Source organism: Sphingobium sp. SG1 (assembly GCF_057063145.1).
Genome location: NZ_JBVVOJ010000008.1, coordinates 72,226 through 91,394 on the forward strand (window position 1 = coordinate 72,226; position 19,169 = coordinate 91,394).

At 65.7% G+C, this 19,169-nt stretch carries 20 protein-coding genes; 12 read left to right on the forward strand and 8 right to left on the reverse strand.

All coding sequences use genetic code 11. The features are described from left to right. Positions 1-94: 94 nt before the first annotated feature. Genes AC0KVN_RS17545 through AC0KVN_RS17560 form a run of 4 tightly spaced genes read left to right on the forward strand, consistent with a single transcriptional unit; the run spans position 95 to position 4,871 of the window. On the forward strand, positions 95-1,609 hold the full coding sequence (locus AC0KVN_RS17545; RefSeq protein ID WP_435568205.1) for an MFS transporter: 1,515 nt from the start codon (positions 95-97) through the stop codon (positions 1,607-1,609). A 13-nt stretch (positions 1,610-1,622) separates the two neighbouring features. Continuing rightward, entirely contained in the window at positions 1,623-2,813 is a 1,191-nt protein-coding gene (locus AC0KVN_RS17550; protein ID WP_435568206.1) for an SGNH/GDSL hydrolase family protein, read from the forward strand. After that, positions 2,810-3,775 carry a glycoside hydrolase family protein gene (locus AC0KVN_RS17555; RefSeq protein WP_435568207.1) on the forward strand — a complete coding sequence of 322 codons (966 nt, stop codon included), beginning with the start codon at positions 2,810-2,812 and terminating at the stop codon, positions 3,773-3,775. The genes AC0KVN_RS17550 and AC0KVN_RS17555 overlap by 4 nt, the downstream gene beginning before the upstream one ends. 46 nt (positions 3,776-3,821) lie before the next feature. After that, positions 3,822-4,871, forward strand: a complete 1,050-nt coding sequence (locus AC0KVN_RS17560) for a LacI family DNA-binding transcriptional regulator (RefSeq protein WP_004209352.1) — start codon at positions 3,822-3,824, stop codon at positions 4,869-4,871. Positions 4,872-4,896: 25 nt separating this feature from the next. On the opposite strand, the gene AC0KVN_RS17565 is transcribed toward AC0KVN_RS17560, so the two are convergent. Genes AC0KVN_RS17565 through rhmD form a run of 8 tightly spaced genes read right to left on the reverse strand, consistent with a single transcriptional unit; the run spans position 4,897 to position 11,732 of the window. After that, positions 4,897-5,715 carry an alpha/beta hydrolase gene (locus AC0KVN_RS17565; RefSeq protein WP_435568208.1) on the reverse strand — a complete coding sequence of 273 codons (819 nt, stop codon included), beginning with the start codon at positions 5,713-5,715 and terminating at the stop codon, positions 4,897-4,899. Further along, entirely contained in the window at positions 5,702-6,742 is a 1,041-nt protein-coding gene (locus AC0KVN_RS17570) for a glycoside hydrolase family 43 protein (RefSeq protein WP_435568209.1), read from the reverse strand. Before AC0KVN_RS17570 ends, AC0KVN_RS17565 begins: the two co-directional genes overlap by 14 nt. Then, entirely contained in the window at positions 6,742-7,806 is a 1,065-nt protein-coding gene (rhaT, locus tag AC0KVN_RS17575) for an L-rhamnose/proton symporter RhaT (RefSeq protein WP_159367584.1), read from the reverse strand. Before rhaT ends, AC0KVN_RS17570 begins: the two co-directional genes overlap by 1 nt. Then, positions 7,803-8,705, reverse strand: coding sequence for an amidohydrolase family protein (locus tag AC0KVN_RS17580; RefSeq protein ID WP_063976045.1), 903 nt, complete (start codon positions 8,703-8,705; stop codon positions 7,803-7,805). Before AC0KVN_RS17580 ends, rhaT begins: the two co-directional genes overlap by 4 nt. Continuing rightward, on the reverse strand, positions 8,702-8,938 hold the full coding sequence (locus tag AC0KVN_RS17585; protein WP_313228658.1) for a hypothetical protein: 237 nt from the start codon (positions 8,936-8,938) through the stop codon (positions 8,702-8,704). Before AC0KVN_RS17585 ends, AC0KVN_RS17580 begins: the two co-directional genes overlap by 4 nt. Then, positions 8,881-9,630, reverse strand: a complete 750-nt coding sequence (locus AC0KVN_RS17590) for an SDR family NAD(P)-dependent oxidoreductase (RefSeq protein ID WP_004209347.1) — start codon at positions 9,628-9,630, stop codon at positions 8,881-8,883. Before AC0KVN_RS17590 ends, AC0KVN_RS17585 begins: the two co-directional genes overlap by 58 nt. After that, positions 9,627-10,484 (reverse strand): 2,4-didehydro-3-deoxy-L-rhamnonate hydrolase, encoded by an 858-nt coding sequence (locus AC0KVN_RS17595; protein WP_063976044.1) that lies wholly within the window; start codon positions 10,482-10,484, stop codon positions 9,627-9,629. The genes AC0KVN_RS17590 and AC0KVN_RS17595 overlap by 4 nt, the downstream gene beginning before the upstream one ends. A gap of 27 nt (positions 10,485-10,511) precedes the next feature. Next, on the reverse strand, positions 10,512-11,732 hold the full coding sequence (gene rhmD / locus AC0KVN_RS17600) for an L-rhamnonate dehydratase (protein ID WP_017500963.1): 1,221 nt from the start codon (positions 11,730-11,732) through the stop codon (positions 10,512-10,514). A 134-nt stretch (positions 11,733-11,866) separates the two neighbouring features. On the opposite strand from rhmD, the gene AC0KVN_RS17605 reads away from it, so the two are divergent. The 8 genes from AC0KVN_RS17605 to kduI all read left to right on the forward strand — a co-directional run bounded on the left by AC0KVN_RS17605 (position 11,867) and on the right by kduI (position 19,098). Next, positions 11,867-12,694: an IclR family transcriptional regulator gene (locus tag AC0KVN_RS17605; protein ID WP_004209343.1), complete on the forward strand. Its 828-nt coding sequence runs from the start codon at positions 11,867-11,869 to the stop codon at positions 12,692-12,694. Between the two features lie 17 nt (positions 12,695-12,711). Further along, a complete protein-coding gene (gene lra1, locus AC0KVN_RS17610; RefSeq protein ID WP_004209342.1) occupies positions 12,712-13,476 on the forward strand; it encodes an L-rhamnose 1-dehydrogenase Lra1 in 765 nt (254 codons plus the stop codon). Positions 13,477-13,602: 126 nt separating this feature from the next. After that, positions 13,603-14,409: a rhamnogalacturonan acetylesterase gene (locus tag AC0KVN_RS17615; protein WP_435568220.1), complete on the forward strand. Its 807-nt coding sequence runs from the start codon at positions 13,603-13,605 to the stop codon at positions 14,407-14,409. Then, a complete protein-coding gene (locus AC0KVN_RS17620) occupies positions 14,406-15,377 on the forward strand; it encodes an alpha/beta hydrolase (protein ID WP_435568211.1) in 972 nt (323 codons plus the stop codon). Before AC0KVN_RS17615 ends, AC0KVN_RS17620 begins: the two co-directional genes overlap by 4 nt. After that, entirely contained in the window at positions 15,374-16,132 is a 759-nt protein-coding gene (locus AC0KVN_RS17625; RefSeq protein ID WP_435568212.1) for a (Fe-S)-binding protein, read from the forward strand. The genes AC0KVN_RS17620 and AC0KVN_RS17625 overlap by 4 nt, the downstream gene beginning before the upstream one ends. Continuing rightward, positions 16,129-17,544 carry a lactate utilization protein B gene (locus AC0KVN_RS17630; RefSeq protein WP_435568213.1) on the forward strand — a complete coding sequence of 472 codons (1,416 nt, stop codon included), beginning with the start codon at positions 16,129-16,131 and terminating at the stop codon, positions 17,542-17,544. Before AC0KVN_RS17625 ends, AC0KVN_RS17630 begins: the two co-directional genes overlap by 4 nt. Then, entirely contained in the window at positions 17,541-18,179 is a 639-nt protein-coding gene (locus AC0KVN_RS17635) for a LutC/YkgG family protein (protein ID WP_435568214.1), read from the forward strand. The genes AC0KVN_RS17630 and AC0KVN_RS17635 overlap by 4 nt, the downstream gene beginning before the upstream one ends. Positions 18,180-18,258: 79 nt before the next feature. Further along, positions 18,259-19,098 (forward strand): 5-dehydro-4-deoxy-D-glucuronate isomerase, encoded by an 840-nt coding sequence (kduI, locus tag AC0KVN_RS17640; RefSeq protein WP_004207756.1) that lies wholly within the window; start codon positions 18,259-18,261, stop codon positions 19,096-19,098. The last annotated feature ends 71 nt before the right edge of the window (positions 19,099-19,169 follow it).

Genomic DNA, 19,169 nt, shown 5'->3' on the forward strand with positions numbered 1-19,169 from the left:
ATAGCCGTTCACTATGTGGCATATCTTTCATATGCCCGCGCGCGTCAGAACAAGAGCCCAAGCGCCGATCATTGCCCTAGGCGGAGGACCTGAATTGCCCGAGACTGCCCCATCCACCGCGCGTCCCGTCCGCCTGCAAAATTACCTCGCCTATGGCTCCAACGACGTGCTGGGCGCGGGATCGATGGCGGTCATTTCCGGCTGGGTGCTGATCTTCTACACGCAATTCTGCGGCCTTAGCGCCGGGCAGGCGGCGACGATCTTTGCCGTGGCGCGCATCCTGGATGCCTTCGCCTCGCCGATGATCGGCTATATTTCCGACCATTTCGGCGGCACCTGGCTGGGCCGCAAGTTCGGCCGCCGCCGCTTCTTCATCCTGGCCGCAATCCCGCTGCTGCCAAGCTTTGCATTGATGTGGCTGCCGGGTCAGGGCTTCTGGTATTATCTGGTCAGCTATGTGCTGTTCGAGCTGGTCTATGCGATGGAGATCATTCCGTTCGAAACGCTGGCCGCAGAAATGTCGACCGATTACCGCACCAAGGCGAAGTTCGCCGGGTCGCGCATATTGTTCGGCCAGGCATCGGCGATCCTGGCGGGATTCCTGCCGCTGTGGCTGATCAACGCGCTGGGCCGCGACAGCGCCGACACCTTCTTCTACATGGGCATCATCTTTGCCGCCCTGTTCATGGTCACGGCGGGGCTGCTCTACCTGTTCAGCTGGGAACGGCATCTGCCCGGATCGGCTGAGGCGATCGGCCAGCATCCGGTCGGCGCGGGCGGGCCGGGACAGGCGCTGAAGGCGCTCTACCGCAACCTGTTTTCGACCATGCGCATCCGCGCCTTCCGCCTGCATCTGGGCATGTATCTGGGCGGCTATATCAGCCAGGACATCTTCAACGCGGCCTTCACCTTCTTCGTGATCTTTGCGCTGGCCGGATCGACGGCGATCGCATCGGGCCTGCTGGGCACCATGTATATCGTCCAGTTCGTGGCGGTGATCATCGCCATCAACCTGGCGCTGCGGGCGTCGCCGGCCAAGGCCTATCAGGTTGCCGCCGCCGACTTCGCGGTCGGCTGCCTGACGCTGATCGCCCTGTGGTTTGCCGGCGTGCCGGCGACCAGCCCGTGGATCTGGCTGCCGATCATCCTGTGCGGCCTGGGTCGCGGCGCGCTCAACTATATTCCCTGGGCGACCTATAATTATATGGCCGATGTCGACGAGATCGTGACCGGCCAGCGCCGCGAAGGCAGCTTTGCCGGGGTCATGACCTTCGTGCGCAAGGCGACGCAGGCGGCGGCTGTCGCGGGCGTGGGCTTCATCATGCAGGCCGGCGGCTTCGTATCGGGCGCGGCGGAACAGAGCCATGGCGCGATCCTGACCATGGCGTTGCTGCTGGGCGTCGGCACGGTCGGCTGCCTGGGGCTGGGCATCTGGGTGTCGACCAAATTCCGCCTGAGCCCGGCGACGCACGACATATTGATGCGCGAGATCGAGCATCTGCGCGGCGGTGCGCGCACGCCGACATCGCCGGTCGCGGCCGAAGTGGTCGAGGATCTGTCGGGCTGGCGCTATGACCAGCTGTGGGGCCGCAATCCGGTCGCGCAATAAGAAAGGGAGAGGCATGGCGAAGAGGATGCTGTTGGGTGCGGCGCTGCTGGCGATGGTCGCCGCATCGCCGGCGCAGGCCCAATATTGGTCGCGCAGCTGGATGGCGGCGCCCTTGGTCAACCGCGCCCCGCCCGAAAAGCATCCCGATCTCAACGACCGCACCGTCCGCCAGGTGGTTCGCCTGTCGAGCGGCGGGCAGCGCATCCGCATCCGCCTGTCGAACGAGATGTCGGTCAATCCGCTGCTGGTGGGCAGCGTGCATGTCGCGCTGGCTGGCGAGAATGGCGCGATCGTGCCGGGCAGCGACCATGTCGTGACCTTCAACCAGGCGCAGGGTGCGACCATTCCCGCACGCGCGCCATTGCTGAGCGATCCGATCGACCTGGCGGTCAAGCCGCTGACCCGGATCAGCATTTCCATCCATTTGCCGCAGGGCGCGGCGGATGCGACCGTCCACAGCTATTCGGCGGCGACGACCTGGACCGCGCCGGGCGACCAGACCGGTGCGCAGACGCTGACCAGCCCGACCGTCATCGGGCCGCGCGTGGTGATTTCCGCGGTCGAAGTCGACAATGCGAAGCGCGGCACGGCGATCGTGACGCTGGGCGATTCCATCACCGACGGCGTGCGCGCCACCCCCGACAGCAACCGGCGCTGGCCCGACCTGCTGGCCGAGCGGCTGCAGAAGGCGGGCCGCAAGAGCGTCGGCGTTGCCAATGCCGGGATCAGCGCCAACCGGCTGCTGAGCGAGGCGGATGGCTATAATGCGCTGGCGCGGTTCGACTGCGATGTGCTGGCAGTGCCGGGCGTCACCCATGTCGTCATCCTGGAAGGGGTCAACGATCTGGGCGGCGCGGCGCGCGACAAGCGCCCGATGCTGACACCGCAGACGGTGATCGGCGCCTATCGCCAGATGATCGCGCGGGCGCATGACCGCAATATCAAGGTCATTTTGGCGACCATCCTGCCCTATAAGGGCGCGGGCTATTGGAGCGCGGAGGGCGATGCTGTGCGTGTCGCCGTCAATGACTGGATCCGCACGACCAAGGAGGCCGACGGCTTCGTCGATCTGGCCAAGGCGGTGGCCGACCCGGCCGATCCGTCGCGCATGGCCAAGCCCTATGATGTCGGCGACGCGCTGCACCCCAATGACGAAGGCTTCCGCGTCATGGCCGATGCGTTCGACCTGAGGCTGTTCAAATGATTACGTCGCTGCTGTTGATGGCGGCCGCCGCGAGCGGACCGGTGGCGCCCAAGCCGCTGCTGCGCGATCCGGTGCATGATGGCGCGGCCGATGCGTCGACCGTCTATGACCGCAAGAGCGGCGAATGGGTGATGTTCTACACCAATCGCCGCGCCGATCTGCCGATGGAGGACGCCAAGGATGTCCGCTGGGTCCATGGCACGGCGATCGGCACGGCGCGGTCGAAGGATGGCACTAAGTGGCGCTACAGCGGCACCGCGACGATCCCGACCAGTTGCACCGGCGAAACGCTGTGGGCGCCCGAAGTGCAGTGGCTGGAAGGCCAGTGGCATATGTGGCTGACGGTGGTGCCGGGCATCTATCGCGGCTGGAATGCGCCGCGCTTCATCGTCCATCTGACCAGCCCGGACCTCAAGAGCTGGACCTGTGGCGAGCGGCTCGACCTCGGCTCCGACCGGGTGATCGATGCCAGCGTATTGGCGTTACCGGGCGGCGGCTATCGGCTGTTCTTCAACGACGAGCGGATGAACAAGGCGATCCGCACCGCCGACAGCAGCGACCTCATTCACTGGAGCGTCAAGGACCGGCTGACCGACACGCCGGGCGAAGGGCCCAAGGCGTTTCGCTGGAAGGGCAAATATTGGCTGATCTCCGACGCGTGGAAGGGGCTGCTGGTGATGCGCTCCGACGACGGGACGCACTGGACGCGCCAGCCGGACTATATCCTCGCGACGCCGGGCAAGGCGCCGACCGACCGGGCCAAGGGCCAGCACCCCGACATCATCGTGTCGGGCGACCGCGCCTATATCATCTATTTCGTCCATCAGGAGGGCGAGGATGAAGCCAAGGCCAATCCCGACTGGAAGCGGCGGTCGGTGCTGCAGATCGCCGAACTGACCGAGAAGGACGGGATCGTCAGCGTCGATCGCGATGCGCCGGCGCATATACGACTAAAGCCCTGATCGCCGCGATTTTCCTTGTCGGGAAAACCGGCTAGGACGTCAGGTGATGCAGAAAGCCGCGAAGAAGAAGCCGCCCACGATCCGCGAGGTCGCCGCCCGTGCCGGCGTGTCGATGATGACCGCGTCGCGCGCGATCAACGGCAAGGCGCTGGTCAGCGCCAAGTCGCAACAGGCGGTCGAGCAGGCGGTCAAGGATCTGGGCTATGTGCCCAATGCGTCGGCACGCGCGCTGGTGGGCAGCGCCGACCGGCGGGTGGCGTTGCTGCACAGCAATTCGACGACATCGGCCTATCTGGGCGAACTGCTGCTCGGCGCGCTGGGCGAGGCGCCGCAGCGCCATCTGCATCTGGTGGTCGAGCAATGCGCGCCCGGCGCCTTTGCCAAGGAAATCGTCGATCAGGTGTCGAAGGCGCATGTCGCCGGCGTCATCCTGCCGCCGCCGCTGTGCGACTGGGCCGAGCTGGTCGAGGCGTTGCAGGCGCGCGACATCGCCGTGGTCGGCATCGCGCCCGATGGCGATGTGCCCGGCATGCTGGCGGTGGGGACCGACGACCGCCATGCCGCCTATGACCTGACCCGGCACCTCATCGACCTTGGCCACCGGCAGATCGGCTTCATCTCCGGCAATATCCGCCACCGCGCCAGCGCCCGGCGCCTGCAGGGCTTTCGCGATTGCCTGGCCGACCGGGGGATAAGGCTGGACGAGCGCTGGATCGTGCCGGGCGACTTTTCCTATCGGTCGGGGCTGGACGCCGCCGAGCAATTACTGAGCCTCGACACGCCGCCGAGCGCCATCTTTGCCTGCAATGACGATATGGCGGCGGCGGCGATCACGGTGGCGCATCAGCGGCGGATCAACGTGCCGGGCGACATCACCATTTGCGGTTTCGACGACACGCCGCTGGCGAGCGCGATCTGGCCGGCGCTGACGACGATCCGCCAGCCGATCCGCGACATGGCGCGCGAGGCGATCGGCCTGCTGGGCGCCCATTTCAGCAGCCAGGACGATGGCGCCGGCGAAGAGGCGCTGGGCCGGGTGAAGCTGGATTATCAGCTGATCCGGCGCCAGTCGGATGCCGTGCCCTCACGGCATTAAAATTGCCGGAAGGTGACAGCGAAGTTTACAGGAAGCCGACCTGCCTGAGCCAGGCTTCGCACAGGCGCGGCCAGAGCGAGACGGGCTGATCCGGCGTGTCGAGCGCGAAGCCATGGGGGGCGTCGGCGAAGATGTGCAGTTCCGCGCTGCCGCCCGCATCCTGCCAGGCGCGATCCAGGCGATGGGCGTTTTCGACCGGCACTACCGGATCATTGCCGGCATAGACGATGAAGGCCGGCGGCGGGCCGGGCAATAGTTGCGCGTCGGGCTGGAGCGCGTCGTAGAGCGCCTGCTTTTCCGCCGGCGGCAGTGGCGGCTTGTCGGCGACGATGGTGCGGCCTTTGGCATTGGTGGAGATGGGCGCATAGCCGATGACCATGATATCGGGCCGCTGCGGCGCGACATCGCCCCAATCCGCCGGATAATGCGCGGCGAGGCAGGCGGCGAGATGGCCGCCCGAGGAAAGACCGACGACGCCGACGCCATCGGGTGCCAGATCGGAGGAGCGGATCATCCGCATCGCGGCGAGCGCATCGTCGAGCGGCGCGGACGGGCCGGTGCCGGCATGGGGGAAGCGGTGGATGAGGACGAAGGCATGATAGCCGAGCGAGGTCAGCCATTGCGCGACCTGCACCCCTTCGCGTCCGGCCATCAGCGCGACATAGCCGCCGCCGCCCAGGATGAGCATGGCGCGGCCATTGGGCTTGTCGGGCGCATAGCCGAGCAGCACCGGGCGATCGACGGCGGTGACGACCGCCTGTTCGGGCGCGGCATTGGCGTCTTCCAGCGCGAAGGCGCCGCTTGGCGCATCGCGCAGCGGCCAGACCAGATCAGCAGCGAGCATCGGACACTCCCATCGGGCAGCCATGGGTGGGATAGGCTTCGCCATCCAGTTCCACGGCCTCGCGCACGACCTCCAGCCGATCGCCGGCGTCGCGCATTTCGTAGAATTTGGCGATCGCCCGCTTGAACGGGCGGTGTAGGACCAGCATCAGCTTGCCATCGAAGCTGTGGAACAGCATGCCATGGCCGCTGTCCTGCATGATGAGCGGCCCAAGCTGTTCCCACGGGCCGGCGAGCGTGCCGGATGTGGAGCGGGCCTGCGCCTGGACATAGCCGCCCTTCCCCCAGCTCGACCAGAGCATCAGCAGGGTGCCGCTTTTGGTGCGATAGAGTTCGGGGCCGTCGGTGACATAGCCCATGTCCCCTTCGGGCTGTTTCTGGCCGATCACCCAGTCGGCGTCATTGGCGCGGAACAGCAATTGCGGCTTGCCGGCGGGCGAGAGATCGTCCTTCAGCGGTAGCGCCTCCATCGTGCCGACGCCCATCTGCAGCCATTCATGGGCATAGACCATCCAGGGCTTGCCGGCCGGGTCGACATAGAGGCTGCCATCGAGCGTCATGTCATTGGGCGTAGTGACCGGCTCACCCTTGTGGATAAGTTGGTAAGGACCATCGATCCGGTCTGACACCGCCAGCAAGGTGGCGCGGCGATAATTGGGGCGCTTGCCGCTGGCCGGGATTGCCGCCTTGTCATTGTGGAAGGTGGCGAAGAGATAATAGCGCCCCTTCCAGCGATGCACCTCCGGCGCCCAGCCGCCGTCATCGGCCCAGCTGTCCTTCGGCAGGGCGAAGACCAGTTTGGGTGTCTGCCAATGGGCGAGATCGCTGCTGGCATAGGCCATGATGCCGATGTGCGGATCGCCGGTGACGGCCGGGTCATTCTTCGAGAAGAGCCAATAAGTTCGGCTCGCCTGCTCCGCCACGACGAAGGGGTCATGGATGCGCAGATGCGAGGTCAGCAGCGGCGCGTCGGCCGCCGCCACCGGGGCGGCGAGCGTCAGCAGCAGGGCGGCGAGCCAGCGGCGCATCAGCTCGCCAGCCTGTTGCCATAGCCGATGATGAGGGTGGCGAGGATCAGCAGGCCGACCCCGCTCCACACCATGCGGCGGACCGCCGGCGCAGCATCCTTCCACTCGCGGAAGGCAAAGCCCCAGCAGGTGCCGAAGATGATGATCGAGGCCATGTGCAGCGTCCAGCTGGAGAAGCCGAAGCGACCCATCTGGCTTTCACCCATGGTGTAGAAGAAGAACTGGAAATACCAGGCCGTGCCGGCCACCGCGCAGAGCAGGAAATTGGGGAGCAGCTTGGGGCGCTGGCCGCTGGCGTCGGGCGCGCCGGCCCACTGGCCCGCCGACTTGTTCCTGGCGATCAGCCAGCCGCACCAGAGCGCGTTGGTGATGAGGCCGCCGAACATAACGAGGCAGAGGGTGGGCAGGCCGGTCCACAAGGGGCCGGTGCCGGCGGCGGCCGACAGCGCCTTGACCGGTTCACCGGCAGCGAGGCCGAAGGCGAAGCAGGAGGACATGATGCCCGAGAAGATGGCGACGGCGATGCCCTTCTTGAAATCGAACTCGGCGACGACAGCCGCTTTCTGTTCGGTCGATAGCGCCGCATCCTTGCGGGCGCCGGCGCGGGCGACGACGACGATGCCAAGCACGGTGACGGCGAGGCCCAAGAGGACGATCTGGCCGTGCAGGGTGCCGGCAATTTCCGTCATGAAGGTGCCGTCGAAGATCGGCGGGATCAGCGTGCCGAAGACGGTGCAGAGGCCCAGCACCACCGCCATGCCGAGCGAGAGGCCGAGATAGCGCATGGTGAGGCCGTAGGTGAGACCGCCAAAGCCCCAGAGAAAACCGAAGAAGATGCACCAGCCAACGACGGACGAGGGCACCTGGGCCATCACGCCCATCAGGTCATTGGTCTGGACCGAGGCGAAGAACCAGGGCGCGATCACCCAGGAGAAGATGCCGCCGGTCAGCCAGAAAATCTCCCAGTTCCAGCGCTTCACGCCGCGGAAGGGGACATAGAAGCTGGCCGAGGCGAAGCCGCCGAGCCAGTGAAAGAGGACGCCGAGCAGGGGATTGGGGGTCATAGCGCAAGTCCCAGACGATAGAGGCGATTGGCGTTGCCGGCGAACATGGCGCGGCGATCGGCTTCGGGGAAATCCGACACGATGGCGTGATAGGATTCCATGTAACGGTCGATCGGGCCGAACAGCTTGTCGGTCGGCGTGTCGCTGGCGAAGGCGCAACGATCGACGCCGAACATGTCGATCGCCTCATGCACCAGCGGCGCGATGCCCGCCATGGTCCAGTCGCGGCGGATGAAGCCCATGCCCGACAGCTTGACCGCGACATGGGGCAGCGCGGCGAGCGCCTTCATGCCCCGGCGCCAGTCGTTGAGGCCATCCGGATCGGTCAGCACCGGCATGCCCATATGGTTGATGATGACCGGGATGTCGGGATGCCGCTCGATCAGCGGGACGAGGCCGGGCATCTGCCCCGGATAGCATTGCAGGTCGAAGGAGAGACCATGCTTTGCCAGCAGGCCATAGCCCGCCTGCCATTGCGGATCGACGGTGAGGTCGACCGGGCCATAGGTGCGCTGGGGATCGGCATGCCAGTTGACGATATGGCGGATGCCCTTGACGCGGGGATGGGCGGCCTGGGCGGCCAGCAGCGCATCGACATCCGGGTCATTGAGGGCGGCGAAGGCGACGAAACCGGTGGGGAGGCCGTCGACGGCGGCGAGCGTGTCGAGCCACTGGGTCTCGCGCAGCGCGCTTTCCGCCGCCGCGCCGGCATCGACATGGACGGCGCCGATGACGTTCCAACGGGCCAGGTCTTCGCGATATTGGGCGACGCCATAATTGCGGGCGATCGGCTCGACACTGCCATTGGGGCCATCGTCCGAAAAGGGCGGGCTCAGCCAGTCGTAGCGGATATGATTGAGATCCCACAGATGGATATGGGCGTCGACAAAGGGGATCATGCGTCCTCTCCCATGAACAGTTCAGCAGCCTCTTTTCCGTTCGGGCCGAGCGTGGCGAAGGCTTCGACTTCGCTCAGCCTGCCCTTCGACAGGCTCAGGGCGAACGGGGGAGACTGGCGTAAATCGCGGCGCGCCGGGCTCTTGAATGGCCGGTCGCGCCGCGGATAGGCTTGGATCAGAAGGTGGTGCGGCCGCCCGAGGTGTCGAAGGTCGACGCCGTGGTGAAGCTGCATTCCTCGCTGGCCATGAAGCAGACCATGGCGGCCGATTCCTCGACCAGGCCAAGGCGGCCCATCGGGATCTTCGAGCGCATATAGTCGACCTGGCTCTGCGGCAGCTGTTCCAGGATCGGGCTTTCGAAGGTGGCCGGCGTCAGGGCATTGGCGATCACGCCCTTGCCCGCCAGTTCCTTGCCGATGCTCTTGGTGAGACCAATCACGCCCGCCTTGCTGGCCGAATAGGCGCTGGCGTTGGGATTGCCTTCCTTGCCTGCGACCGAGGCGAGGTTGACGATCCGGCCATAGCCGTTTTCGAGCATGAAGGGCACGACTTCGCGGTTGCAGTAGAAGAGGCCGTTCAGGTTGATGTCGATCACTCGCTGCCAGCTGTCGACCGGATAGTCCCACACCGTGGCGGTCGCGCCGGTGATGCCGGCCGAGCAGACGAGGACGTCGATCTTGCCCAGCGCGTCCGCGCTGGCCTTGGCGGCGGCGGCGACGGCGGCCTGATCGGAGACGTCGAGCGCAACCACATGGGTCGCGCCGACTTCATCCTTTGCAGCGGCGAGGGCGTCGGCATTCAGATCCCACAGGACCACCTTGCCGCCTTCTTCGACGATGCGCTTGGCAACCAGCTTGCCCAGGCCCGAGGCGCCACCGGTGACGATGGCGCAGCGACCTTCATAGCGTCCGGAAAAGACGCTCATCCGAGCACCTCGTCACCCAGGTGGCGCCATTCCACGACATTCTGCTTCTGGCTGCCGAGCTTGGCGATGCCCAGTTCCATGACGTCGCCGGCCTTGAGGTAGACGGCTTCGGGCTTCTTGCCCTCACCCACGCCCGGAGGGGTGCCGGTGATCATCAGGTCACCGGGGTAGAGGGTGATATATTCGCTGACATAGGAGATGAGCTGGGCGACGTTGAAGATCATCGTCCTGGTGTTGCCGGTCTGCATCCGATCGCCATTGACGTCGAGATACATGTCAAGATCCTGCGGGTTGCCGATTTCGTCGGCGGTCACCAGCCAGGGGCCGACCGGGCAGAAAGTGTCATGGCCCTTGCCCTTCGACCACTGGGTGCCGCGCTGCTTCTGGTTGAAGCGTTCCGACACGTCGTTGACGAGGACATAGCCCGCGACCTTCGACAGCGCGTCTTCTTCCGACACGAAGCGGCAGGTTTCGCCGATGACGACGCCCAGTTCGACTTCCCAGTCGCCATGGGTCGAACCCTTGGGCAGCATCACTTCATCATTCGGGCCGTTGAGCGACGACAATGCCTTCATGAACATCATAGGCTCGGTCGGGATCGGCAGGTTGGATTCGATCGCATGGTCCTCATAGTTGAGGCCGATGGCGACGATCTTGCCGATACCCTTGACCGGCACGCCATAGCGCGGGTCGCCATCGACGACGGGGAGCGAGTCCACATCGACACCCTTGGCGGCGGCGAGGCTCTCGATCGTCAGGTCGGCGACGACGCCGGAGAGGTCACGGATCTTGCCTTCGGCATCGATCACACCGGGCTTTTCCTGGCCACGCTGGCCGAAACGAACAAATTTCATGGGATCAGTCTTTCTCTGTTCAGGCGATCAGTGGGTATAGGGGCGGTGCATCGCGATGTCGGGGTTCAGGTCGACGCCGAAGCCCGGCTTGTCGAGCGCGGTCACCTTCATGCGGCCATTTTCCGGCACCGGTTCGCCCAGCAGCTGCGGGTGGAACATCGGCACCACTTCCGTCGGCCCCGGATGCATCATCAGGAACTCGGCGAAGGGCGAGTTGTGGCGGGTGATGACGAAATGATAGCTGTAGACCGACGAGCCATGCGGCACGACCATCTTGCCATGGGCGTCGGCCAGCGCGCTGATCTTGAGCAGTTCGGTCACGCCACCGCACCAGCCGACATCGGGCTGGATGATGTCGCAGCAATCCATTTCCATCAGCATGCGGAAGCCCCAGCGGGTCGCTTCATGCTCGCCGGTGGTGACCAGCATGCCCTTGGGCACGTTGCGCTTGAGCTGCTGGTAGCCCCAATAATCATCCGGGCTGATCGCTTCCTCGATCCACTTGAGACCCAGCTCATGCGCGGCGATGGCGAGGCGGGTGGCATAGTCGACGTCGAGCGCCATCCAGCAGTCCCACATCAGCCAGAAATCATCGCCGACCTTGGAGCGCATGTCGGCCAGTTCGGCGATATTCTTCTTCAGGCCCTCGATACCTTCGGCCGGGCCATGGTGCAGCGCCATCTTGCCGCCGATGAAGCCGAATTCCTTCGCCTTGTCCGGGCGCGCGCCGGTGGCGTAGAATTGCAGTTCGTCGCGGACCGCGCCGCCGAGCAGATGATAGACCGGTTCCTGGCGCAGCTTGCCGAGCAGATCCCAGAGCGCGAGGTCGACGCCGGAGATGGCGTTGATGACCAGGCCCTTGCGGCCATAATATTGGGTCGAGAAATACATCTGGTCCCAGATCTTCTCATAGTCGGTCGGCGACCGGCCTTCGAGGAAGCGGGCGAGATGCTTTTCGACGATATAGGCGGCGGGCTCGCCACCGGTCGTCACGGCGAAGCCGACGGTGCCGTCTTCCGCTTCGATCTCCACCACCAAGGTGCCGAGCACATTGATGCCGAAGCTCTGCCGCGACTGGCGATATTCGGGATATTTCGACATCGGCGTCGCGATGTGATCGTCGATCCAGTGGCCTTCGCCCTGGTCATGATAATCGGCACCGCCGCCGCGCACGGTGAAGGCGCGGACATGCTTGATCTTCGGCAACGTCACGATGGGCACGCTGAAACTCCCTTGGGCCAGACCCATCGCAAGGGGATGGGCAATAACACTTCCACCATATGGACAAAATGCGCACAACGTCGGGCAATTGAGGGGAAGAATCGCGTCCGGCCTCTCCTACACCCTTGTTTTTCTCATTTTGTGGGATAGAGTGTTAGTAGATGAGACAAAATACGTCAAACCCGGAATCGGGTCCGCGAGAGGAAAAGTCGAAGACGCAGGGGTCGCAGACCCTTCAGCGCGGGCTGGACCTGCTCGACCAGGTGATCGACGGGCCGGTGAAGCTCGCCGACCTGTCCGAGCGCATGGGCCTGACGCGCTCCACCACCCATCGCCTCGCCAATGCGCTGGTCGAGCGCGGTTTCCTGACCTTCCTGCCGCGCGAGGGCTATCAGCTTGGCCCCAAGCTGCTGCAGCTCGGCTTCCTGGCGCAGAGCCAGGCCGACGTGGTGCAGATTGCCCGCCCCCATCTGGAAGCGCTGGCCGCCGCGAGCGAGGATGTGGTGCATCTGGGCCGGCTGGACGGTGACCAGGCGCTCTATCTGGACAAGATTCCCGGTCGCCGCCGGGTCGAGATTTCGAGCCGGATCGGCGATCGCCATCCGCTGACGTCGACCGGCCTTGGCAAGGCGCTGATGCTGGACGATCCGGAGGCGGGCTGGACCCGGCTGCTGGAAAGCGAGCGGGAGAACGGCACCCATGATGCCGACCCGGCCACATGGCTGGAGCGGATGCGCGGCTATGTCGCGGCCGGGCGCGCGTTCGACCTGGAAGAGAATGAGGACCAGATACGCTGCGTCGCCGCGCCGATCCGCGATGCGTCGGGCGCGATCGTCGCCGCCATCAGCCTGTCGAGCGCCGCCCAATATATGGACGATGAGCGCATGGCATCGCTGAGCGACGAAGTCCGCGCCGCCGCGCAGAAGGTCAGCGCCGATCTGGGCTGGACCCCCGGCGTCAAATCCCCCCGCCGCCCGGTGCGGCGCTAATCCAAGGAAATGCTCGCATGAAGCTGCTTGAAGGCAAGACCGTCCTCGTCACCGGCGCATCGACCGGCATCGGCCGGGCGGCCGCCATCGGCGCCGCCCAGCATGGCGCCGACGTCGTCATCAACTATGCCCATAGCGACGGCCCGGCCGCCAGCTGCGTCGCCGAGATCGAGGCGCTGGGCCAGCGCGCGATCGCGGTGAAGGGCGATGTCGCCGATCCGCAGACCGCGCAGGACTTCGTCGCCAAGGCGGTCGAGGCGTTCGGCAAGGTCGACGTGATGGTCAGCAATGCCGGCATCTGCCCGTTCCACGGCTTCCTCGACATGCCGGTCGACGTGGTGGAGCGCACCTTCAAGGTCAATCTGCACGGCGCCTATTTCATGGTGCAGGCGGCCGCGCAGCAGATGGTGAAGCAGGGCCATGGCGGGTCGATCGTCGCCGTCTCCTCCATCTCCGCGCTGGTCGGCGGCGAATTTCAGACCCACTACACCCCGACCAAGGCCGGCGTGCATTCGCTGATGCAGTCCACGGCGATTGCGCTGGGCAAATATGGCATCCGCTGCAACAGCGTGCTGCCCGGCACCATCCTGACCGAGATCAACAAGGATGACCTGGCCGATGTCGAGAAGCGCGAATATATGGAAAAGCGCACGCCGCTCGGCCGCCTGGGCGCACCCGAAGACCTGGCCGGGCCGATCGTCTTCCTGGCGTCGGACATGGCCGCCTATGTCACCGGCGCGGCGCTGCTGGTCGACGGCGGCATGTATGTGAACCTGCAATAAGATATTGAGCGCCGTCATTCCCGCGAAAGCGGGAATCCATCCCCGGACCTGTGGTCCAGCGGCCATGTTGGGAGATGGATCCCCGCCTCCGCGGGGATGACGGTATTAAGGAATCAGGACATGCCGATGAGGATCGTCACCAAAGCCGCCGCCGCCCTCGCCCTGCTGGCCATGCCCTTGCCGGCGCTGGCGACGCAGCCGGGCGACACGATCCTGATCGCCAGCGATTCGACCGCGGCCAATTACAAGAAGGGCAATTATCCCCAGACCGGCTGGGGCATGATGCTGGGTTGCGGCCTGTCGCCCGAGGTGCGGGTGTCCAACCATGCGATGGGCGGCCGATCGACCCGCACCTTCATCGAGGAAGGGCGCTGGACCAAATTGATGAGCGAGCTGATGCCCGGCGACACGGTGCTGATCCAGTTCGGCCATAATGACGCCTATCGCGCCAAGCCGCAGCGCTGGGCGCCGGCGCAGACCGACTATCGCAACAATCTGCTGCGCTTCATCTGGGACGTGCGCGGCGCGGGCGGCACGCCGGTGCTGGTGACGCCGGTGACGCGGCGCAGCTTTGGCGCCGATGGCAAGGCCAAGGCCGACTTCGCCGAATATTCCGCCGTGATGCGCGAACTGGCGGCGAGCGCCCATGTGCCGATCATCGATCTGGAAGCGCTGTCGCGTGCTTGGGTCGACCGGGCCGGGCCGGACAAGGCGAAGACCTATTTCCTCCATTACAAGGCGGAGGACAAGATGCCCGGCTTCCCCAAGGGGATCGACGACGATACCCATTTCAGCGAACTGGGCGCGCGCAATGTCGCCGATCTGGTCGCCGGCGGCCTCAAGGCGCTGAACCTGCCGATTTCGGCCAAGGTGCTGGCCAGCCGGCCGGCGCTCAATCGGACCACGCCGCTGGGAAGGACCGAATGCCAATGACCATGCTTGACCGTCGCGGCCTGTTGACCGGCGCTGCCGTTGCCGCCGCGCTTGCGCCGATGGGCGAGGCACTGGCGCAGAGCTTTCCGCTGCCCCAGGGGTTCGTCCGCTTTCCGATCTGGCCGGGCAAGGCGCCGGGCGGCGAGCATGTGACGGTGAAGGAAGTGGAGACGCTGCGCCGGCCCGACAGCGGGCCGGACGATGGCGTGTTCGCCCATATCGTCACCCCGACCCTGACCCTGTTGCGCCCGGCAAAGCCCAATGGCGCGGCGATCATGCTGATCCCCGGCGGCGGATACAGCCGGGTGGCGATCGGCCATGAGGGCTATTCGATCGCGCGCCGCTTTGCCGAGGCGGGCTATGTCTGCTTCGTGCTGCTCTATCGCCTGCCCGCCGATGGCTGGGCCGCCGGGGCCGAAGCGCCGCTGCAGGATGCGCAGCGCGCGCTGCGGCTGGTGCGCAGCCTGGCGGCGAAGGAGAAGTTCGACGCCAATCGGGTCGGTGTGATCGGCTTTTCCGCCGGCGGCCACCTGGCCGCCTGGCTGACCAGTCGGGCGCCGGTGGAAAGCTACAAGCCGGTCGACGCCGCCGATCGCGAGCCGATCAAGGCCGCCGTCGCCGCCTATATGTATCCGGTGATCCAGATGGAGGGGCCGTTCGTCCACAAGGGATCGCGCACGCAGTTGCTGGGCGAGAATCCGTCGCCCGAGCGGATGCGCGCCTATTCGCTGGACCAGGATGTGAGCGCGCAAACGCCGCCCGTGTTCCTGGCCCATGCGATCGACGATCCGGCGGTGCCGGTCGACAACAGCATCGCCATGCTGGCGGCGCTGCGGGCGCAGAAGATTCCGACCGAATGCCATTTGTTCGAAAATGGCGGCCATGGCTTCGGCATTACGGCGCAAGCCCAGTCGGCCGCGCCCTGGCCCGACCTGTTCCTGGCCTTTGCCAAGAGGCATGGCGTGTGACCCAGCGCAAAATTGCCCTGTTCGTCACCTGCCTGGTCGACATGATGCGCCCGCGCATCGGCTTTGCCGCGATCCGCGCACTGGAGGCGGCGGGCTGCGACGTGGTCGTGCCCGAGGGCCAGACCTGTTGCGGCCAGCCGGCGCTCAACAGCGGCGACACCGATCATGCGATCGCGCTGGCCAAGCAGACCATCGTCGCGCTGGAACCCTATGAGGCGGTGGTGGTGCCGTCGGGGTCGTGCGGCGGCACGATCCGTTGCCATTATCCAGAGCTGTTCGAGCATGATCCCGCATGGCTGCCGCGCGCGCAGGCAGTGGCGGGCAAGACATGGGAGATCATGGCCTATCTGGACGAGATATGCGGGTGGAAGCCCGAGGGCGTACAGATGGATGCCAAGGCGACCTATCATGACAGCTGTTCGGGCCTGCGCGAACTGGGCGTCAAGGCGCAGCCGCGCCGGTTGCTGAAACCCATCACCGGGCTGGAGCTGACGCCGCTGGCAGGCGAGGAAACCTGTTGCGGCTTTGGCGGCACCTTCTGCGTCAAATATCCGGCCATTTCCAACGCGATCGTCGGTGAGAAGGCGGACGCGATCGAGGCGACCGGTGCCGACCTGCTGCTGGCCGGCGACCTGGGCTGCCTGATGAACATGGCGGGCAAGCTCAATCGGCAGGGCAGCAAGGTCCGCGCCTTCCACGCGATCGAACTGATCGCCGGCATGGGCGATGGCCCGGCGATCGGGGAAGAGGCATGAGCGGCGCACCGGCCGAAGCGACCAGTTTCAAGGACCGCGCCGACGCGGCGCTGGCCGACCGCATCCTGAAGGTTGCGGTCGAGCGGACGGCGGGCACGGCCGAGGCCAAGCGCGCCGTCGCGGTCGACGCCTTTCCCGATTTCCAGGCGGCGCGCACCCGCGCGGCAGCGATCAAGGACCATGTCGTCGCCCATCTGGGCCATTATCTGGAGCAGTTCGAGGCGAACGCGACCGCGGCCGGGGCGAAGGTCCATTGGGCACGCACCGCCGACGAGGCCTGCGACATCGTCATCGCCCTGTGCAAGACGGCCAAGGCCAAGAGCGTCGCCCGGTCCAAGTCGATGCTGGGCGAGGAAATCGGCCTGCCCCATGCGCTGGCCGAGGCCGGGATCGGCCGGGTCGAGACCGACCTTGCCGAACATATCATCCAACTGGCCGACGAGCGGCCCTCACACATCATCTGGCCGGCAATGCACAAGACCCGCGAGCAGGTGTCCGCCCTGTTCAAGGCGAAGCATCGCACCCCGCATGAGGAAGAGACGATCGCCGCCATGGCGGAAAGCGCGCGACGCGAGCTGCGCACGCAGATGCTGGGCGCGGATGTCGGCATTTCCGGCGCCAATTTCCTGATCGCCGATACCGGCGCGATCTGCACCGTCACCAATGAGGGCAATGCCGAGCTGTCGCTCGTCCCGCCGCGCGTCCATATCGTGACCGCCGGGATCGAGAAGATCGTGCCGAGCATGCCCCATGCCGTGCATATGCTGCGGATGCTGGCGCGGTCGGCGACCGGCGCGGCGCTGACCCAATATACGACCTTCTACACCGGCCCCAAGCGCCCCGGCGACCGGGACGGGCCGGAGGAAATGCATATTGTGCTGGTCGACAATGGCCGCACCCAGATGCGCGAGGACGGGCTGGCCGAAATGCTGCGCTGCATCCGCTGTGGCGCCTGCATGAACCATTGCGTGGTGTTCCGCCAGATTGGCGGCCATGCCTATGGCGGCACCTATCCGGGGCCAATGGGCGCGGTGCTGACCCCGGTGCTGGACGGGCTGAAGCAGAGCCGCGACCTGCCCAATGCCTGCACCATGAACGGCAAGTGCCAGGAAGTGTGCCCGGTGCGCATTCCGCTGCCGACGCTGCTGCGCGGCTGGCGCGAGAAGAGCTGGCGCGAGGGGCTGGAGCCGCAATCCTTGCGCGCGGGGCTGGGCCTATGGGCCTGGGTCGCGACCCGGCCACGCCTCTATCGGATGGGCACCGGCCTGGCGGTGCGGGCGATGCGGCTGCTGGGCAGCAAGGGCTGGATCAGCAGGCTGCCGCTGGCGGGCGGCTGGACCCGCTATCGCGACATGCCCAAGCCCGCGGCGCAGACCTTCATGGATCAATATCGCAAGGAAAACGGCCGATGAATGCGCGCGAGGCCATCCTTGGTCGCCTGAAAGATGACAGCAAAGTTGACATAGCGGCGGAGGCTGCGGCGCTGCTCGGCACGCCGGAGCGACCGGCGGTCGATGTCGCCCATGTCGAGGCGGAGTTTCTGGCGCGGCTGGCCCTGCCCAGCGTCAGCGCCAGTCATGACGTTATCGAGACGGTCGAAGAGCTGCCGGCCGCGGTCGCGCGCTATCTGGATGCGCAGGGCGAGGCGCGCGCGCTGTGCCTGCCGCCCGACCCGCGCCTGTCGGGCTGCGACTGGAGCGGCTTTGCCCTGCACCAGGACGCCGCCCCCGATGAGGCGGCGGCGCTTGCGATCGCGCGCAAGGGCATTGCCGAGACTGGGTCGCTGGTGTTCGAGACGAGCCCGCAGGCGCCGATGCTGCCCAATTTCCTGACGCTGCACCATCTGGTGCTGCTGCGCGTGGCCGACATCGCCCCCTGGCTGGAGGAGGCGCCGCTAGCCGGGCCGCAGCCGCGCGCCCATTACTGGATCACCGGCGTGTCAGGGACGACCGATATCGAGGGCACCTATGTGCGCGGCGCCCATGGTCCCCGCTTCCTGCATGTCATCCTGTTGCGCGGCGATTTTCCTCACATGTCGGAACAATAGTCCACATTCCGGGAAAACAGGCTTACATTCGCCGCCTGCGCCGTTATAAGCTTCGCCAAAGTTTAGATGGAGATTCCCGATGTTCGACAAGACCTATTATGCGACCCACCCCGACATGATGGAGTGCGTGTCGAACGAGGAGCTGCGGGATCGCTATCTGATCGGCGGGCTGTTCCGTGACGGCGAATGCGTGCTCAACTATACCCATGCCGAGCGTTTCGTGATCGGCGGCGTGGCGGTGGCCGATGCGCCGGTGAAGCTGCCGGCGCAGACCGAGCCGGCTTCGGCAGCGGGCCATCCCTTCCTGGAGCGGCGCGAGCTGGCGATCGTCAATGTCTCGGGCGTGGAAGGCACCGTGACCGTCGACGGCGAAGTCTTCACCCTGGGCAACAAGGATTGCCTCTATGTGACGATGGGCGCCAAGGATGTGGAGTTCGCCGGCGCCGGCGCGCGCTATTATCTCGCCTCCTGCCCGGCACACAAGGCGTTCACCACCCGCAAGCTCGGCATCGCCGACGCCAATGCGCTGGAACGTGGTTCGCTGGAGGAATCCAACGAGCGCACCATCTTCCAGCTCGTCATCCCCGGCATCTGCGACAGCGCACAGCTGGTCATGGGCCTCACGGTCCTGAAGCCCGGTTCGGTGTGGAACACCATGCCGCCGCACATCCATGAGCGCCGCAGCGAGATTTATTTCTATTTCGAGCTGGATGGCGATGCCGATCGCGTCTTCCACTATATGGGTGAGGGCGATGCGATGCGTCACATCGTCATGGCCAATGAGGAAGCCGTGATCTCGCCGCCCTGGTCGGTCCATATGGGTTCGGGCACCAAATCCTATGCCTTCATCTGGGCGATGGCCGGCGAGAACCAGGACTATACCGACATGAACGTGCTGGATATCTGCCAGCTGGCCTAAAGCCAGAAGGGGGAGAGGCTGTCACGCTCTCTCCCCTCACATGCCCTCCCCTAACCCCTCCCGCAAGCGGG

Coding starts and splice junctions, on each gene's coding strand:
- AC0KVN_RS17550 (WP_435568206.1), top strand. CDS start 1,623: ATGGCGAAGAGGATGCTGTTGGGTGCGGCGCTGCTGGCGATGGTCGCC.
- AC0KVN_RS17555 (WP_435568207.1), top strand. CDS start 2,810: ATGATTACGTCGCTGCTGTTGATGGCGGCCGCCGCGAGCGGACCGGTG.
- AC0KVN_RS17560 (WP_004209352.1), top strand. CDS start 3,822: ATGCAGAAAGCCGCGAAGAAGAAGCCGCCCACGATCCGCGAGGTCGCC.
- AC0KVN_RS17565 (WP_435568208.1), bottom strand. CDS start 5,715: ATGCTCGCTGCTGATCTGGTCTGGCCGCTGCGCGATGCGCCAAGCGGC.
- AC0KVN_RS17570 (WP_435568209.1), bottom strand. CDS start 6,742: ATGCGCCGCTGGCTCGCCGCCCTGCTGCTGACGCTCGCCGCCCCGGTG.
- rhaT (WP_159367584.1), bottom strand. CDS start 7,806: ATGACCCCCAATCCCCTGCTCGGCGTCCTCTTTCACTGGCTCGGCGGC.
- AC0KVN_RS17580 (WP_063976045.1), bottom strand. CDS start 8,705: ATGATCCCCTTTGTCGACGCCCATATCCATCTGTGGGATCTCAATCAT.
- AC0KVN_RS17585 (WP_313228658.1), bottom strand. CDS start 8,938: ATGCAGCTTCACCACGGCGTCGACCTTCGACACCTCGGGCGGCCGCAC.
- AC0KVN_RS17590 (WP_004209347.1), bottom strand. CDS start 9,630: ATGAGCGTCTTTTCCGGACGCTATGAAGGTCGCTGCGCCATCGTCACC.
- AC0KVN_RS17595 (WP_063976044.1), bottom strand. CDS start 10,484: ATGAAATTTGTTCGTTTCGGCCAGCGTGGCCAGGAAAAGCCCGGTGTG.
- rhmD (WP_017500963.1), bottom strand. CDS start 11,732: ATGGGTCTGGCCCAAGGGAGTTTCAGCGTGCCCATCGTGACGTTGCCG.
- AC0KVN_RS17605 (WP_004209343.1), top strand. CDS start 11,867: ATGAGACAAAATACGTCAAACCCGGAATCGGGTCCGCGAGAGGAAAAG.
- lra1 (WP_004209342.1), top strand. CDS start 12,712: ATGAAGCTGCTTGAAGGCAAGACCGTCCTCGTCACCGGCGCATCGACC.
- AC0KVN_RS17615 (WP_435568220.1), top strand. CDS start 13,603: ATGAGGATCGTCACCAAAGCCGCCGCCGCCCTCGCCCTGCTGGCCATG.
- AC0KVN_RS17620 (WP_435568211.1), top strand. CDS start 14,406: ATGACCATGCTTGACCGTCGCGGCCTGTTGACCGGCGCTGCCGTTGCC.
- AC0KVN_RS17630 (WP_435568213.1), top strand. CDS start 16,129: ATGAGCGGCGCACCGGCCGAAGCGACCAGTTTCAAGGACCGCGCCGAC.
- AC0KVN_RS17635 (WP_435568214.1), top strand. CDS start 17,541: ATGAATGCGCGCGAGGCCATCCTTGGTCGCCTGAAAGATGACAGCAAA.
- kduI (WP_004207756.1), top strand. CDS start 18,259: ATGTTCGACAAGACCTATTATGCGACCCACCCCGACATGATGGAGTGC.